The organism is Enterobacter cloacae complex sp. IR53041 (assembly GCF_049238285.1).
Lineage (GTDB): Bacteria > Pseudomonadota > Gammaproteobacteria > Enterobacterales > Enterobacteriaceae > Enterobacter > Enterobacter roggenkampii.
This window is the reverse complement of the sequence record NZ_JBMKHB010000003.1, coordinates 128,052-143,426: the sequence shown is the minus strand read 5'-3', so window position 1 is coordinate 143,426 and position 15,375 is coordinate 128,052. Positions and strand designations below refer to the sequence as shown.

The 15,375-nt window shown below is 54.6% G+C and carries 10 protein-coding genes; 9 read left to right on the top strand and 1 reads right to left on the bottom strand.

Features of this window, described 5'->3' with window-relative positions:
* Window positions 1-68: 68 nt before the first annotated feature.
* From rapA to ACOTXF_RS03500, 3 genes are all read left to right on the top strand, one after another.
* On the top strand, window positions 69-2,975 hold the full coding sequence (gene rapA / locus ACOTXF_RS03510) for an RNA polymerase-associated protein RapA (RefSeq protein WP_232926648.1): 2,907 nt from the start codon (window positions 69-71) through the stop codon (window positions 2,973-2,975).
* A gap of 12 nt (window positions 2,976-2,987) precedes the next feature.
* Window positions 2,988-3,647 carry a bifunctional tRNA pseudouridine(32) synthase/23S rRNA pseudouridine(746) synthase RluA gene (gene rluA / locus ACOTXF_RS03505; RefSeq protein ID WP_008502014.1) on the top strand — a complete coding sequence of 220 codons (660 nt, stop codon included), beginning with the start codon at window positions 2,988-2,990 and terminating at the stop codon, window positions 3,645-3,647.
* A 308-nt stretch (window positions 3,648-3,955) separates the two neighbouring features.
* Window positions 3,956-7,468 (top strand): autotransporter outer membrane beta-barrel domain-containing protein, encoded by a 3,513-nt coding sequence (locus ACOTXF_RS03500; protein WP_232926650.1) that lies wholly within the window; start codon window positions 3,956-3,958, stop codon window positions 7,466-7,468.
* A 60-nt stretch (window positions 7,469-7,528) separates the two neighbouring features.
* Here ACOTXF_RS03500 and djlA read toward each other — a convergent pair whose 3' ends face one another.
* Complete coding sequence (djlA, locus tag ACOTXF_RS03495) at window positions 7,529-8,344, bottom strand: co-chaperone DjlA (RefSeq protein WP_008502016.1); 816 nt, start codon at window positions 8,342-8,344, stop codon at window positions 7,529-7,531.
* 239 nt (window positions 8,345-8,583) lie between these two features.
* Between djlA and lptD the strand changes: the two genes are divergently transcribed.
* The 6 genes from lptD to apaH are packed head-to-tail and all read left to right on the top strand — an operon-like array spanning window position 8,584 to window position 15,337.
* Window positions 8,584-10,959: an LPS assembly protein LptD gene (gene lptD / locus ACOTXF_RS03490; protein WP_047746172.1), complete on the top strand. Its 2,376-nt coding sequence runs from the start codon at window positions 8,584-8,586 to the stop codon at window positions 10,957-10,959.
* 53 nt (window positions 10,960-11,012) lie between these two features.
* The gene (gene surA / locus ACOTXF_RS03485) at window positions 11,013-12,299 is read left to right on the top strand and encodes a peptidylprolyl isomerase SurA (RefSeq protein ID WP_045415585.1); all 1,287 of its coding nucleotides are present in this window, start codon (window positions 11,013-11,015) and stop codon (window positions 12,297-12,299) included.
* Window positions 12,299-13,285, top strand: a complete 987-nt coding sequence (gene pdxA / locus ACOTXF_RS03480) for a 4-hydroxythreonine-4-phosphate dehydrogenase PdxA (RefSeq protein WP_008502019.1) — start codon at window positions 12,299-12,301, stop codon at window positions 13,283-13,285. Before surA ends, pdxA begins: the two co-directional genes overlap by 1 nt.
* Entirely contained in the window at window positions 13,282-14,103 is an 822-nt protein-coding gene (gene rsmA, locus ACOTXF_RS03475; RefSeq protein ID WP_008502020.1) for a 16S rRNA (adenine(1518)-N(6)/adenine(1519)-N(6))-dimethyltransferase RsmA, read from the top strand. The genes pdxA and rsmA overlap by 4 nt, the downstream gene beginning before the upstream one ends.
* A 3-nt stretch (window positions 14,104-14,106) precedes the next feature.
* A complete protein-coding gene (gene apaG / locus ACOTXF_RS03470; protein ID WP_008502021.1) occupies window positions 14,107-14,484 on the top strand; it encodes a Co2+/Mg2+ efflux protein ApaG in 378 nt (125 codons plus the stop codon).
* Window positions 14,485-14,488: 4 nt separating this feature from the next.
* Window positions 14,489-15,337, top strand: coding sequence for a bis(5'-nucleosyl)-tetraphosphatase (symmetrical) ApaH (gene apaH / locus ACOTXF_RS03465; RefSeq protein WP_032654900.1), 849 nt, complete (start codon window positions 14,489-14,491; stop codon window positions 15,335-15,337).
* Window positions 15,338-15,375 lie beyond the last annotated feature (38 nt).

Genomic DNA, 15,375 nt, shown 5'->3' with positions numbered 1-15,375 from the left:
TTCGATGACCGTCTTTTTTGACGGTGGTCGAACTATTGCCTGCAATTAAAGATTAGAGCCGAACAACTATGCCTTTTACACTTGGTCAACGCTGGATCAGCGATACAGAAAGCGAACTTGGATTAGGAACCGTCGTTGCCGTTGATGCGCGCATGGTTACCCTCCTCTTCCCTGCCACCGGTGAAAACCGCCTGTACGCCCGCAATGACTCCCCTGTAACCCGCGTGATGTTTAATCCGGGTGACACCGTGACCAGCCACGACGGCTGGCAGCTCAAGATTGAAGACGTAAAAGAAGAGAATGGACTGCTCGCCTACATCGGCACTCGCCTGGACACCGACGAGGCCAATGTCATCCTGCGCGAAGTGCTGCTCGACAGCAAGCTGGTGTTCAGCAAGCCGCAGGACCGCCTGTTTGCCGGGCAAATCGATCGTATGGATCGCTTCTCCCTGCGCTATCGCGCGCGTAAGTTCCAGAGTGAACAGTACCGCATGCCCTGGAGCGGCCTGCGCGGCCAGCGCACCAGCCTGATCCCCCACCAGCTGAACATCGCCCATGACGTGGGCCGTCGCCATGCGCCGCGCGTGCTGCTGGCAGATGAAGTGGGCCTGGGTAAAACCATCGAGGCGGGCATGATCCTGCACCAACAGCTGCTTTCCGGCGCTGCCGAGCGCGTGCTGATTGTGGTGCCAGAAACCTTACAGCACCAGTGGCTGGTTGAGATGCTGCGCCGCTTTAACCTGCGCTTCTCTCTGTTCGATGACGAACGCTACGCCGAAGCCCAGCACGATGCGGACAACCCGTTTGAAACCGAACAGCTGGTGATCTGCTCCCTGGACTTCGTGCGCCGCAGCAAGCAGCGTCTTGAGCACCTGTGCGATGCCGAGTGGGACCTGATGGTGGTCGACGAAGCGCACCACCTGGTCTGGAGCGAAGACGCGCCGAGCCGCGAATATATGGCTATCGAGCAGCTTGCCGAGCGCGTGCCTGGCGTCCTGCTGTTGACCGCTACGCCGGAACAGCTGGGCCTGGAAAGCCACTTCGCCCGTCTGCGCCTGCTCGATCCAAACCGTTTCCACGACTTCGGGCAGTTTGTGGAAGAACAGAATAACTACCGTCCGGTTGCAGATGCCGTCGCGCTGCTGCTGGCGGGCAAGCGTCTTTCTGATGACGAACTCAACACCCTGAGCGATCTGATTGGCGAGCAGGATATCGAGCCGCTGCTGCAGGCCGCTAACAGCGACAGCGACAACGCGGAATCCGCGCGTAAAGAGCTGATCGACATGCTGATGGATCGCCACGGCACCAGTCGCGTCCTGTTCCGTAACACCCGTAACGGTGTGAAAGGGTTCCCGAAACGCGAACTGCATACCATTAAACTGCCGCTGCCGACGCAGTATCAGACGGCAATTAAAGTTTCCGGCATCATGGGCGCGCGCAAAACGCAGGAAGAGCGCGCCCGCGACATGCTCTACCCGGAACAAATCTACCAGGAATTTGAAGGCGATACCGGCACCTGGTGGAACTTCGATCCGCGCGTAGAGTGGCTGATGGGCTACCTGACCGCGCACCGCTCCCAAAAGGTGCTGGTGATCTGCGCCAAGGCGGCCACCGCGCTGCAGCTGGAGCAGGTCCTGCGCGAGCGCGAAGGCATTCGCGCCGCCGTGTTCCACGAAGGCATGTCCATCGTTGAACGCGACCGCGCTGCGGCGTGGTTTGCCGAAGAGGACAGCGGCGCTCAGGTTATGCTGTGTTCTGAAATCGGTTCTGAAGGCCGTAACTTCCAGTTCGCCAGCAACCTGGTGATGTTCGATCTGCCGTTCAACCCGGATCTGCTGGAGCAGCGTATCGGTCGTCTGGATCGTATCGGTCAGGCGCACGATATTCAGATCCACGTGACGTATCTGGAAAAAACGGCCCAGTCCGTGCTGGTGCGCTGGTTCCACGAAGGTCTGGATGCGTTTGAACATACCTGCCCGACGGGCCGCACCATTTACGATCAGGTGCACGGCGATCTGATCGGCTATCTGGCCGCGCCGGAAAACACCGACGGCTTTGACGATCTGATTAAGTCCTGTCGTGAGAAGCATGACGCGCTGAAAGCGCAGCTTGAACAAGGCCGCGACCGCCTGCTGGAGATCCACTCCAACGGCGGGGAAAAAGCACAGGCGCTGGCTGAGAGCATTGAAGAGCAGGATGATGACACCAGTCTCATCAGCTTCTCCATGAACCTGTTCGACATCGTTGGCATTAACCAGGACGACCGCGGCGAGAACCTGATTGTCCTGACCCCGTCCGATCACATGCTGGTGCCAGATTTCCCGGGCCTGCCGGAAGATGGCTGCACCATCACCTTCGAGCGTGATGTGGCGCTGTCCCGCGAAGATGCTCAGTTCATCACCTGGGAACACCCGCTGATCCGTAACGGGCTGGATCTGATCCTCTCTGGCGATACCGGCAGCAGCACCATCTCCCTGTTGAAAAACAAGGCGCTGCCCGTAGGCACGCTGCTGCTGGAGCTGATCTACGTTGTGGAAGCGCAGGCGCCGAAACAGCTGCAGCTCAACCGCTTCCTGCCACCAACGCCGGTGCGTCTGCTGCTGGATAAAAACGGCACGAACCTCGCAGGACAGGTTGAATTTGAGAGCTTCAACCGCCAGCTGAGCGCGGTGAACCGCCATACCGGCAGCAAGCTGGTCAATGCGGTGCAGCAGGACGTGCATGCCATTCTCCAGCAGGGTGAAACCCAGATTGAAAAAGCGGCCAGAGCGCTGATTGACGCCGCGCGCAGTGAAGCCGACGAGAAACTGTCTGCAGAGCTGTCGCGTCTGGAGGCGTTGAAGGCCGTGAACCCGAACATCCGTGACGACGAGCTGGCGGCGATTGAAAGCAACCGTCAGCAGGTGCTGGAAAGCCTGGATCAGGCAAGCTGGCGTCTGGATGCCCTGCGTCTTATCGTTGTGACGCATCAGTAAACGGAGCGCAAGATGGTGATGGAGCCGTACAATCCGCCACAGGATCCCTGGCTGGTCATTCTGTATCAGGATGAACACATTATGGTGGTCAACAAGCCCAGCGGGCTGTTGTCCGTGCCGGGTCGTCTGGATGAGCACAAAGACAGCGTGATGACGCGCATTCAGCGCGATTATCCTCAGGCGGAGTCGGTCCATCGCCTGGACATGGCGACCAGCGGCGTGATTGTGGTGGCGCTGAACAAAGCGGCAGAACGCGAGCTGAAGCGCCAGTTCCGCGAGCGCGAGCCGAAGAAGCAGTATGTCGCCCGCGTCTGGGGTCACCCGGCGCAGGCGGAAGGGCTGGTGGATTTACCGCTGATCTGCGACTGGCCGAATCGGCCAAAGCAGAAGGTGTGTTATGAAACCGGCAAGGCCGCGCAAACCGAGTATGAAGTGCTTGAGTACGCGCCGGATAATACCGCGCGCGTCCTGCTTAAGCCGATTACCGGACGTTCACACCAGCTGCGCGTGCATATGCTTGCGCTGGGTCATCCGATTCTGGGCGACCGCTTTTATGCGCCGCCTGAAGCGCTGGCCTTAGCGCCACGTCTGCAGCTGCACGCGCAGACGCTTACCATCACCCATCCGGCCTTCGGTAACGCGATGACGTTTAAAGCCCCGGTCGATTTTTAAATTCCTGATGTGAATATTTACTGTCAGCTCACTGTCGACGGTAAATATTCACACAGCATATATATCTCCCCTGCTCATCTGAAAACCCGCCCAAGTTCATTCACGATAATTATCTCTTCCTTAAATAACACTCAGTATTTTTAGAAAGACTAAGGTTTGGATTAAAAAATATTAAATTGAACACGATGCAATTTATTACTGATAATCCAGCTCATTTTAAGGAAATACTAACTCTAGCCTATCCAAACGGAGTTGTTTTTCTACTCAACAGCCACACTTAGTTTACTCATTGATTCACAAGGAAGTGTATGAACCGTTCGTATAACATCGTCTGGAATTACGCCAGAAATATGTACATCGTTGCCTCGGAGTTTTCAAAAGGGGACAGCAAAATCAAATCCTGCGTACGCGCCGGAAGCGCGATCGCAACGTTTATCTTGTCAGGTGTTGTGAGTACCGCACACGCCAGTGACACGACGTTTGTTGCAGTCCCGGGTAATAATACCATCAGTGGTGAATATTCAACGACGAGCCCTAATACCTCGGCGGTATCCGCCTCTGGCTCTGATGTCATCGTCACCGATAACGGCGCCTTAACGATATCCACAACCGGGGATGCAGGCATGGGGCTATCCGTGTCGAATGGAGCGAAAATCACGCTCGATGATTCGGGATCCACAATCCGCACTTCCGGGGAAGGCAGTCATGCGATAACCATTGTCGGTGATAACTCAGAAGCCATGTTGAACAACCTTACCGTTTCGACGGAAGGCGAGATCGCATCTGCCGTATTGTTTAGCTCTAATGCAAAAGGCACCATTGACGGGGGGAGCTATACGGCGACGGGAGAGGGTTCTTATGGTGTTGAGATATTGAATGGCGCAGACCTGACGATAAAAAACGCGACCATTACGACTTCCGGGTATGGCATGGCTCGGGCTATTGTTAACCGATATGCCACCCTTTCATTAGACAATGTGAATATAAACACCACGGGAGATTTTGGTAATGCAGGTATATATAACGACGGTGAATTGACCGGCTCAAACGTCACGATTACCACTACCGGAAGCCAGAGCTTTGGTATTCAAAACTATACCAACACATTTAATTTAGCGGCATCCCACGTTGAAACTTACGGTGAGCAGTCAGTTGGCATAATGAATACCGGACGCGCAGAACTCACTGACACTCATATCGTCACTCAGGGGAAAAATGCTGAAGCAATATCCTCTGACGGGGCAAAGAGCACATTCGTACTGAATAACGGTTCAACGATCGCGTCCGGAGAAAATTCGCGGGCAGTGGCGATGACTCACGGTGGAGCCCTTGAGGCGAACAGCACAGATATCACCAGCGAACAATCTGCTGCCATTGCCTTAGAAAGCGCCAGCAGCGCGACCGTCACCCACAGCAACGTTTCCGGTAGCAATGTCGCCTTCTCGTTCAGCGGTGGAAAAAATGTCGCTACGATTGACGGAGGGAGCATTACGGCAACCGCGTCAGGAGGAAGTGCTTTTGCGGTGGATTCCGGATCTGCCGATATTAACGTGAAGAATGTGCAAACGATGAACGCAGACAATCTGCTCACCGTGGCCAATACCACTGATGCAGTCACCCTTCGCGCTGAAAACAGCAAGCTGTCCGGCGCCGTTAAGGCCAGCGGTGATAACGTCAGCATGACGCTGGATGCGAACAGCCAATGGCTGCTGACGGCCGATTCCAGCGTCGGTAATCTTACCAGCAGCGGACGCATCACACTCGGCGATGAAAACGGCAGTACTGGTACACTCAATGTCGGTAATCTCACCCTTCGGGCTAACAGCCAAACTGATGTCTATCTTGACGCAAACGCGACCGATGCGCCGATTGTCGCTCAGAATGCGACGCTTGATGGCACACTAAATATTACAGGTTACGGTAGTGCCAGCACGCTTTCCGCGGATAGCGCCTTCACGGTGATTGACGCTGAAAATGCAATCAGTGGCAATTTTACCAACCTCACCGTTGCGGGCATGGCATCTGGCTCCGTTGACTTCATCACCTTTAGCGGCACCATTGATCCCGCCGACGTGACCAATTACGTCCTGACACCGTCATTAACCTGGTATGCCAGCCAGAACCCAGCGGCAACAGCAGCTCACGGCACATTCACTCTGAACAATCCTGACGGCAGCTTTACGCTGAGCACGGCGCTTGTCGATCAAAACGCCGAAGCCACGACCGGATGGGACGGCAAATCGCTGACCAAAGAGGGGCAAGGTACGCTGATCCTTAATGCCGTAAACAGTTACAGCGGCACAACGGATGTCAACCAGGGCACGCTCTGGCTGGACGAGGCTGGCGTTATCGGCGTACAAAACAGCGAGCAGGCCGTGAATGTCGCGGCAGGCGCCACGTTTGGCGGTTCCAGCGGTGTGGTGAACGGCAATGTTAATAGCAAGGGCACCGTTCAGTTCAACGACACGCTAACGATCAATGGTGATCTGAGCAACGCAGGCAGCATTGTCAGCGGCAATATTGAAGGAACCAATGGTGCGACGACCGGCAACACGCTGATCGTAAACGGCGATTACACCTGCAACCAGGGTTCTGTGACGCTAAATACGCAGTTAGGCGACGACACGTCTCCAACCGATATGCTTAACATTACGGGGAATACGTCCGGGAACACCACCCTGTACATTAACAACGTTGGCGGTCAGGGCGCACTGACCCAAAACGGTATTGAAGTGATTCAGGTCGGCGGTGCATCAAACGGTACCTTTGTTCAGGGTAATCAGGTCCAGATTAACGCCTACGAATACCGCCTGTATCAGGACTCAGGGGACTGGTATCTTCGTTCCCAGGCCACGAGTGATAATGGCGACGTAACGCCTCAGTATCGTGCCGATATCGGTTCATACCTCAGCAACCAGTGGCTGGCTCGCGATCTGCAAATGCAGACCCTGTCAGACCGAGAAGGCAGTCAGTTCAAATCGGAAAACGGCACGACATGGGCGCGTTTCAAAGCAGGTAAGAACCAGTCTACTGCGGCAGAGAGCAATATTGATATCGACAGCAACTACTCCCAGTTCCAGATTGGGGGCGATGTTGCCGCCTGGAACAACGGCGAACAAAGCCTGGTGGTCGGGGTTATGGGTAGCTATATCAACGCCAGCAGCGACAGCACTGGCAATAAAGGTGCTGACGGCAGCCGCTTTAGCGCTGACGGTAAAGTCGATGGCTATAACCTCGGAGTCTATGCAACGTGGTTTGCCGATGCCCGACAGCATCAGGGTTTTTATGTCGACAGTTGGTATCAGTATGGGATGTACCACAACAGCGTAGATAACGGTGACGTTGGCTCAACGGATTACGATTCAAACGCCAACGCCGTTTCGCTGGAAACAGGCTACCGCTACGATATCGCACTCGGCGACAACACGCTGAGCCTCACGCCGCAGGCACAGGTCGTCTGGCAGGATTACAGTGCGGATGACATCAAAGACAGCAGCGGCACGACGATTGATGGGCAAAACGGCGAAAGCTGGACCACCCGTTTAGGCCTGCGCATTGACAGCAAGATGAATAAGTCGAACGACGCGGTTATCCAGCCGTTTGCGGAGGCCAACTGGCTGCATACCTCTGAAGACACGGCAGTCAACTTTGGTGACACACAGATCAAACAGGACCTTCCTGCCGATCGTGCGGAGCTGAAAGCGGGTATTCAGGCAAATGTGAGCAAGCAATGGAGCGTTATTGCCCAGGTCTCCGGACAGAAAGGTGATAATGATTACAGCGATGTAAACGGTAGCCTGAACGTACGCTACAGCTGGTAACGCTGTATAAAGGGCCTGGCAGCTCATGCTGCCAGGCCCTTCATCATTCTAAAAAGGGGCTTATTTGAAGCCTTTCTTCTCTTTAATCAGCTCGTACGCTTTCTGAATTTCCTGCGCTTTTTGCTTCGCCATCTCCATCATTTCAGGCGGTAAGCCTTTTGCAACGAGCTTGTCTGGATGGTGCTCGCTCATGAGCTTACGATAGGCACGTTTGATGGTAGTCTGATCGTCAGAGGGTTTTACGCCAAGCACGTTGCAGGCATCTTCCAGCGTCGGACCACGCTGCGCCTGCTGCCAGGCACCGCCAGAAGACTGCTGGTGATACCCGCCGCCAAACTGCGCGCCACCCTGCATCATGCGCAGGAACTGATCGAACTGCATACGGGAGATACCCAGCTCTTCCGCAATCACGTATAAAACATCGCGTTCGTTAGGGTGAAGCGAGCCGTCGGCGAAGGCCGCCTGAATCTGAATTTCCAGAAACATCCGAATTAAATCAAAACGGCCGAAGCAGATGCTGCGGAACTGGCGCATTTTTTCGCGAAGCGGGTAGTTATCGGATTTCCCGATGCGAAACGCATTTTGCGCCTCCAGGCGGGAGTCACCGTGCAGATTCATGCGATCCATAAAGACGCTGGCAATCTGAATATCGGCTTCCGTGACGCGCCCTTTGGATTTGGTTAAATGCCCCATCACCTCAAAAGTGGTGGAGAAAAAGAGTGACTGGCGCTCGCGCTGGTTGGCAAACCAGGCCATTTTACGGCTGCGCGCCTTATCAAACATATGGCCAATAATAAGCCCCAGCACTATTCCCCAGAACCCGGCACCCATGATGATGGCGAACGCAACGCCGATTATTTTACCCCAATACTGCATATACTCCCCGGATAGTCATATTCCTGGCCGACGCAACGTCATCATCACTGTGTTCAAGTCACGGTCAATTGAAGGACATCGCCTATAATTTGCTTTATCATACTCGTCATTCGATAGCGAGCCTAACACTCTGGCACGCAAACGGGCAGGATTAACGCTGGTACTGCGCAGATGAGTAAGATAGTCTCTGAGCGTTTGTAAGCCGTAGCCACTGATGACGGAACAATAAAATACAACGTATGAAAAAACGTATCCCCACCCTCCTGGCCACAATGATTGGCACCGCCCTGTACAGTCAACAGGGGCTGGCGGCCGATCTCGCCTCGCAGTGTATGCTTGGCGTCCCAAGTTATAATCGCCCACTGGTGAGTGGCGATACCAATAGCTTGCCGGTAACCATTACTGCCGACAGTTCAAAAGGGACTTACCCTGACAATGCCACCTTTACAGGCAATGTCGATATTAACCAGGGCAATAGCCGCCTGCAGGCAGATGAAGTGCAGTTGCACCAGAAGCAGCCGGAAGGTGCGGCCGAGCCGGTACGAACGGTGGATGCGCTGGGTAATGTGCACTATGACGACAATCAGGTCATCCTGAAAGGTCCGAAAGCCTGGTCAAACCTGAATACCAAAGACACTAACGTCTGGAAAGGTGATTACCAGATGGTGGGTCGCCAGGGGCGCGGTGACGCAGACCTGATGAAACAGCGCGGTGAAAACCGCTATACGATTCTGGAAAATGGCACGTTCACGTCGTGTCTGCCGGGTTCAAATACCTGGAGCGTGGTCGGGAGTGAAGTTATCCATGACCGCGAAGAGCAGGTCGCAGAGATCTGGAACGCCCGCTTCAAGGTGGGTCCGGTCCCCATATTCTACAGCCCTTATCTGCAGCTTCCCGTGGGTGACAAACGTCGCTCCGGTTTCCTGATCCCAAATGCCAAATACAGCACCACGAACTACTTTGAGTTCTACCTGCCGTATTACTGGAACATCGCGCCTAACATGGATGCGACGATCACGCCGCACTATATCCACAAGCGCGGTAACGTCATGTGGGAGAACGAGTTCCGCTATCTGACTCAGGCAGGTGCGGGTCTGATGGAGCTGGATTATCTGCCGTCGGATAACGTTTACAAGGACGACGCCAGAAACGTCTCGGGTGATAACCGTCACCGCTGGCTGTACTACTGGCAGCATTCCGGGGTGATGGATCAGGTGTGGCGCTTTAATGTTGATTACACCAAAGTCAGCGATTCGTCATATTTTAATGACTTCTCGTCCAAATACGGCTCGAGTACTGATGGCTATGCCACGCAAAAATTCAGCGTAGGCTATGCGGTGCAGAACTTTGATGCAACCGTCTCGACCAAGAAATTCCAGGTGTTTTCTGACCAGTCCACGCCTACCTATGGTGCTGAGCCACAGCTGGACGTCAACTGGTATCAGAATGATGTAGGTCCATTCGACACCCGGATATACGCTCAGGCAGTGCATTTCGTTAACACGGATTCGGACATGCCTGAAGCCACGCGTGTTCACCTTGAGCCGACGATCAATCTGCCGTGGTCTAACGACTGGGCAAGCCTGAATACCGAAGCCAAGCTGATGGCGACGCACTATCAGCAAAAAAATCTCGATAATTACAACGCAACGAACAGTGCGCATCTGGAAGAGTCAGTCAACCGAACGCTCCCTCAGTTTAAAATGGACGGCAAGCTGATTTTCGAGCGTGATATGGCCCTGCTGGCGGATGGTTATACCCAGACGCTTGAACCGCGGATGCAGTATTTGTACGTGCCATACCGCGACCAGAGCAACATTCAGAACTACGACTCCTCTTTACTGCAGTCTGACTATAGTGGTCTGTTCCGTGACCGTACTTACGGCGGTCTGGACCGTATCGCCTCAGCGAACCAGTTAACGACCGGCGTCACAACACGTGTTTATGATGATGCAGCCGTTGAACGTTTTAACGTTTCTGTGGGTCAAATCTACTACTTCACAGAGTCTCGCACGGGCGATGACAATATTCAGTGGGAGAAAGACAACAAAACGGGATCGATAGTGTGGGCGGGAGATACCTACTGGCGTATGACTGACCGTTGGGGCCTGCGTGGCGGTGTGCAGTATGACACGCGTCTCGACAACGTTGCTAACAGTAGTGCCGCCATAGAGTATCGTCGTGATGAAGATCGCATGATTCAGGTAAGCTATCGCTACGCTAGCCCGGAATACATTCAGGCAACGCTACCGAAAAGCAATGACCAGAACAGCATCAACTACTGGAAATCACCGCAATATTCGGATGGTATTTCTCAGGTCGGTGCGGCAGCGAGTTGGCCTATCGCCGACCGTTGGTCAATCGTAGGCGCTTACTACTTTGACACTAACACCAATAAAGCTGCTGACCAGATGTTGGGGCTGCAATATAACTCCTGCTGCTACGCGCTGCGTGTCGGTTACGAACGTAAGCTTAACGGCTGGGAAAACAATCAGAGCAAATACGATAACGTGATTGGCTTTAACTTCGAGTTACGCGGCCTGAGTTCCAACTACGGTCTGGGTACGCAGAAAATGCTGCGCTCGAACATTCTGCCTTACCGCAGTTCCTTGTAATGTGCTTGATTTGCAACGTAATCCGCTTTGCGGTTAATTGAAATGGAAAAAGTATGAAGAACTGGAAAACGCTGCTGCTCGGTGTCGCTATGGTTGCGAATACCAGCTTCGCGGCCCCCCAGGTTGTTGATAAAGTCGCTGCTGTGGTTAACAACGGCGTCGTGCTTGAAAGTGACGTTGACGGTCTGATGAAATCGGTGAAGCTCAATTCGGGCGAAGCGGGTCAGCAGCTTCCGGATGACGCCACGCTGCGCCACCAGATCCTGGAACGCCTGATCATGGATCAGATCGTTCTTCAGATGGGGCAGAAAATGGGTGTGAAGGTCACTGACGAGCAGCTCGATCAGGCGATCGCTAACATCGCAAAGCAGAACAATATGTCTTTAGACCAGATGCGCAGCCGTCTGGCCTATGACGGCATCAGCTACGCTACCTACCGTAACCAGATCCGTAAAGAGATGCTGATTTCGGAAGTGCGTAACAACGAAGTGCGTCGCCGCGTTACTATCCTGCCTCAGGAAGTGGACGCGCTGGCAAAACAGGTGGGTAACCAGAACGATGCAAGCACAGAGCTGAACCTGAGCCACATTCTGATTCCACTGCCAGAGAACCCTACGTCCGATCAGGCTGCGGAAGCAGAAAGCCAGGCGCGTTCAATTGTCGAACAGGCGCGTAACGGCGCTGACTTTGGCAAGCTGGCCATCACCTACTCCGCAGACCAACAGGCGCTGAAAGGCGGCCAGATGGGCTGGGGACGTATTCAGGAGCTGCCATCCCTCTTTGCTCAGGCACTGAGCACGGCTAAGAAAGGCGATATCGTCGGTCCAATCCGTTCAGGCGTGGGCTTCCACATTCTGAAAGTGAACGATCTGCGCGGCCAGAGCCAAAATATCTCCGTTACCGAAGTTCACGCTCGCCACATTCTGCTGAAGCCGTCACCGATCATGACTGACGATCAGGCGCGTGCGAAGCTGGAACAGATTGCGGCAGATATTAAGAGCGGTAAAACCTCGTTTGCGAAGGCAGCAAAAGAGTTCTCTCAGGATCCTGGCTCTGCTAACCAGGGTGGCGATCTGGGCTGGGCAGCGGCGGATATTTACGATCCTGCCTTCCGTGACGCGTTGATGAAGCTGAACAAAGGCCAGATCAGCGCGCCGGTCCACTCTTCGTTTGGCTGGCATCTGATCGAGCTGATGGACACCCGTAACGTTGATAAAACGGATGCAGCACAGAAAGACAGAGCCTACCGCATGCTGTTTAACCGTAAGTTCTCTGAAGAAGCAGCCACCTGGATGCAGGAACAACGCGCCAGTGCTTACGTGAAAGTGCTGAGCAACTAATGAAACAGCATCGTGTTGTTATCACGCCCGGCGAACCCGCCGGGATTGGGCCTGACCTCGTTGTCCAGCTTGCCCAGCGCAGCTGGCCAGTAGAACTGGTTGTCTGCGCCGATGCAACACTGTTACAAGACCGGGCAGCGCTGCTCGGTCTGCCTTTAACGCTCATCCCTTACGTTGAAGGTCAACAGCCTGCACCGCAGCAAGCCGGTACCCTCACCCTTCTTTCTGTTCCCCTTCGTACGCCGGTCATTCCTGGCCAGCTCAGCACGGAAAACGGCCATTATGTCGTTGAAACCCTTGCGCGCGCCTGCGACGGTTGCCTGAAGGGCGAATTTGCCGCCCTGATTACCGGCCCCGTCCACAAAGGCGTCATCAACGAAGCGGGTATACCGTTTACCGGTCATACGGAGTTCTTTGAAGAGCGCTCGCACAGTCCGAAAGTGGTGATGATGCTGGCGACGGAAGAAATGCGCGTTGCGCTGGTGACCACCCATCTGCCGATCAAAGCGATTCCGGATGCGATCACGCCTGAACTCCTGCGCGAGATCATCGGGATTTTGCATCACGATCTGCAGACAAAATTTGGGATCCCGCAGCCGCATGTGCTGGTCTGTGGCCTGAATCCGCACGCCGGCGAAGGCGGGCACATGGGTACCGAAGAGATCGACACCATCATTCCGGTACTCAACGAAATGCGGGCGAAGGGGATGAATCTCAGCGGTCCGCTGCCTGCTGATACCCTTTTCCAGCCGAAATACCTGGATAATGCCGACGCCGTGCTCGCGATGTACCACGATCAGGGCCTGCCCGTGCTAAAATACCAGGGCTTTGGCCGCGGCGTGAATATCACCCTCGGTTTACCCTTTATTCGAACGTCCGTTGACCACGGTACTGCGCTGGATCTGGCAGGCCAGGGGAAGGCGGATGTCGGCAGTTTTATTACGGCGCTTAATCTCGCCATCAAAATGATTGTTAATACTCAATGACTAATCGAGTCCATCAGGGCCACTTAGCCCGTAAACGTTTCGGGCAAAACTTCCTTAACGATCAGTTCGTGATCGAAAGCATTGTCTCGGCTATTAATCCACAAAAAGGCCAGGCGATGGTCGAAATCGGCCCGGGCCTTGCCGCACTGACCGAGCCGGTAGGCGAACGCCTCGACGAACTGACCGTCATCGAACTGGACCGCGATCTGGCCGCACGCCTGCAAACGCACCCGTTCCTCGGGCCGAAGCTGACCATCTATCAGCAGGACGCTATGACCATGAACTTCGGCGAACTGTCAGAAAAAATGGGTCAGCCGCTGCGCGTATTCGGCAACCTGCCGTATAACATCTCCACGCCGCTCATGTTCCACCTCTTTAGCTATACTGATGCCATTGCCGACATGCACTTCATGTTGCAAAAAGAGGTGGTTAACCGCCTGGTTGCAGGCCCGAACAGTAAAGCGTATGGTCGTTTAAGCGTGATGGCGCAATATTACTGCAACGTGATCCCGGTACTCGAAGTACCGCCGTCAGCGTTCACACCACCACCGAAAGTGGATTCAGCGGTTGTGCGCCTTGTGCCGCACAAAACGAAACCGTACCCGGTAAAAGATCTGCGTGTACTGAGCCGCATTACCACTGAAGCCTTTAACCAGCGTCGTAAAACGATCCGTAACAGCCTCAGCAATTCCTTCACCGTTGAGGTGTTAGCTGAGCTTGGGATCGACCCGGCAATGCGTGCGGAGAACATCTCCGTAGAGCAGTACTGCAAGCTGGCTAATTACATCAGCGAAAATGCGCCGCCGAAGGAGAGTTAAGCCATGATTGATTCGCCCCGCGTATGTGTCCATGTACAAAGCGTTTATGTTGAATCACAGTCCTCACCGGATGAAGAACGTTTTGTCTTTGCTTACACCGTGACCATTCGCAATCTGGGGCGGACGCCCGTGCAGCTGCGCGGACGCTACTGGCTTATCACCAACGGCAATGGCCGCGAAATCGAAGTCCAGGGGGAAGGTGTGGTCGGTGAACAGCCTCATATCGCCCCTGGCGAAGAGTACCAGTACACCAGCGGCGCGGTGATTGAAACGCCGATGGGTACCATGCAAGGCCATTATGAAATGGTCGACGTCGATGGCAATGATTTCCGCGTTGCCATTCCTGTGTTCCGTCTCGCCGTAACCACACTCATTCATTAATCTAATGTCTACATATCTGATTGGCGACGTTCACGGTTGCTACGATGAACTGATCGCATTATTAAAACAGGTCGACTTTACGCCAGGACAGGACACACTCTGGCTGACGGGCGATTTAGTCGCGCGTGGCCCCGGCTCCCTTGAAGTATTACGTTTCGTCAAATCGCTAGGCGACAGCGTGCGCATGGTGCTGGGCAATCACGATCTGCACCTGCTGGCGGTGTTCGCCGGGATCAGCCGCAACAAACCTAAAGATCGCCTCACCCCGCTGCTGGATGCGCCAGATGCCGACGATCTGATTAACTGGCTGCGCCGTCAGCCGCTGCTGCAGGTCGACGAAGAGAAAAAGCTGGTCATGGCGCATGCCGGGATCACGCCACAATGGGATCTTGAGACGGCGAAAACCTGTGCGCGTGACGTTGAGGCGGTGCTGGCGAGCGACTCCTATCCTTTCTTCCTCGATGCCATGTACGGCGATATGCCGAACCACTGGAGTGAGGATCTCAGCGGTCTGGCGCGTCTGCGCTTTATTACCAACGCCTTCACCCGCATGCGTTTCTGCTTCCCGAACGGACAGCTGGACATGTATTCCAAAGAGACGCCGGAGAGCGCGCCCGCTCCGCTAAAACCGTGGTTTGCCATTCCGGGGCCGGTGACAAGTGAGTACAACGTGGTATTTGGTCACTGGGCTGCACTGGAAGGAAAAGGAACGCCAGAAGGGATCTACGGCCTGGATACCGGATGCTGCTGGGGCGGAGAGTTAACCTGCTTACGCTGGGAAGATAAAACTTACTTTGTTCAGCCGTCCAACCGACAGCTGGATTTAGGGGGAGACGAGGCGGTTGCCTCCTGATATGCACTTCCCTCTCCCGGCCGGGAGAGGGAAAAATC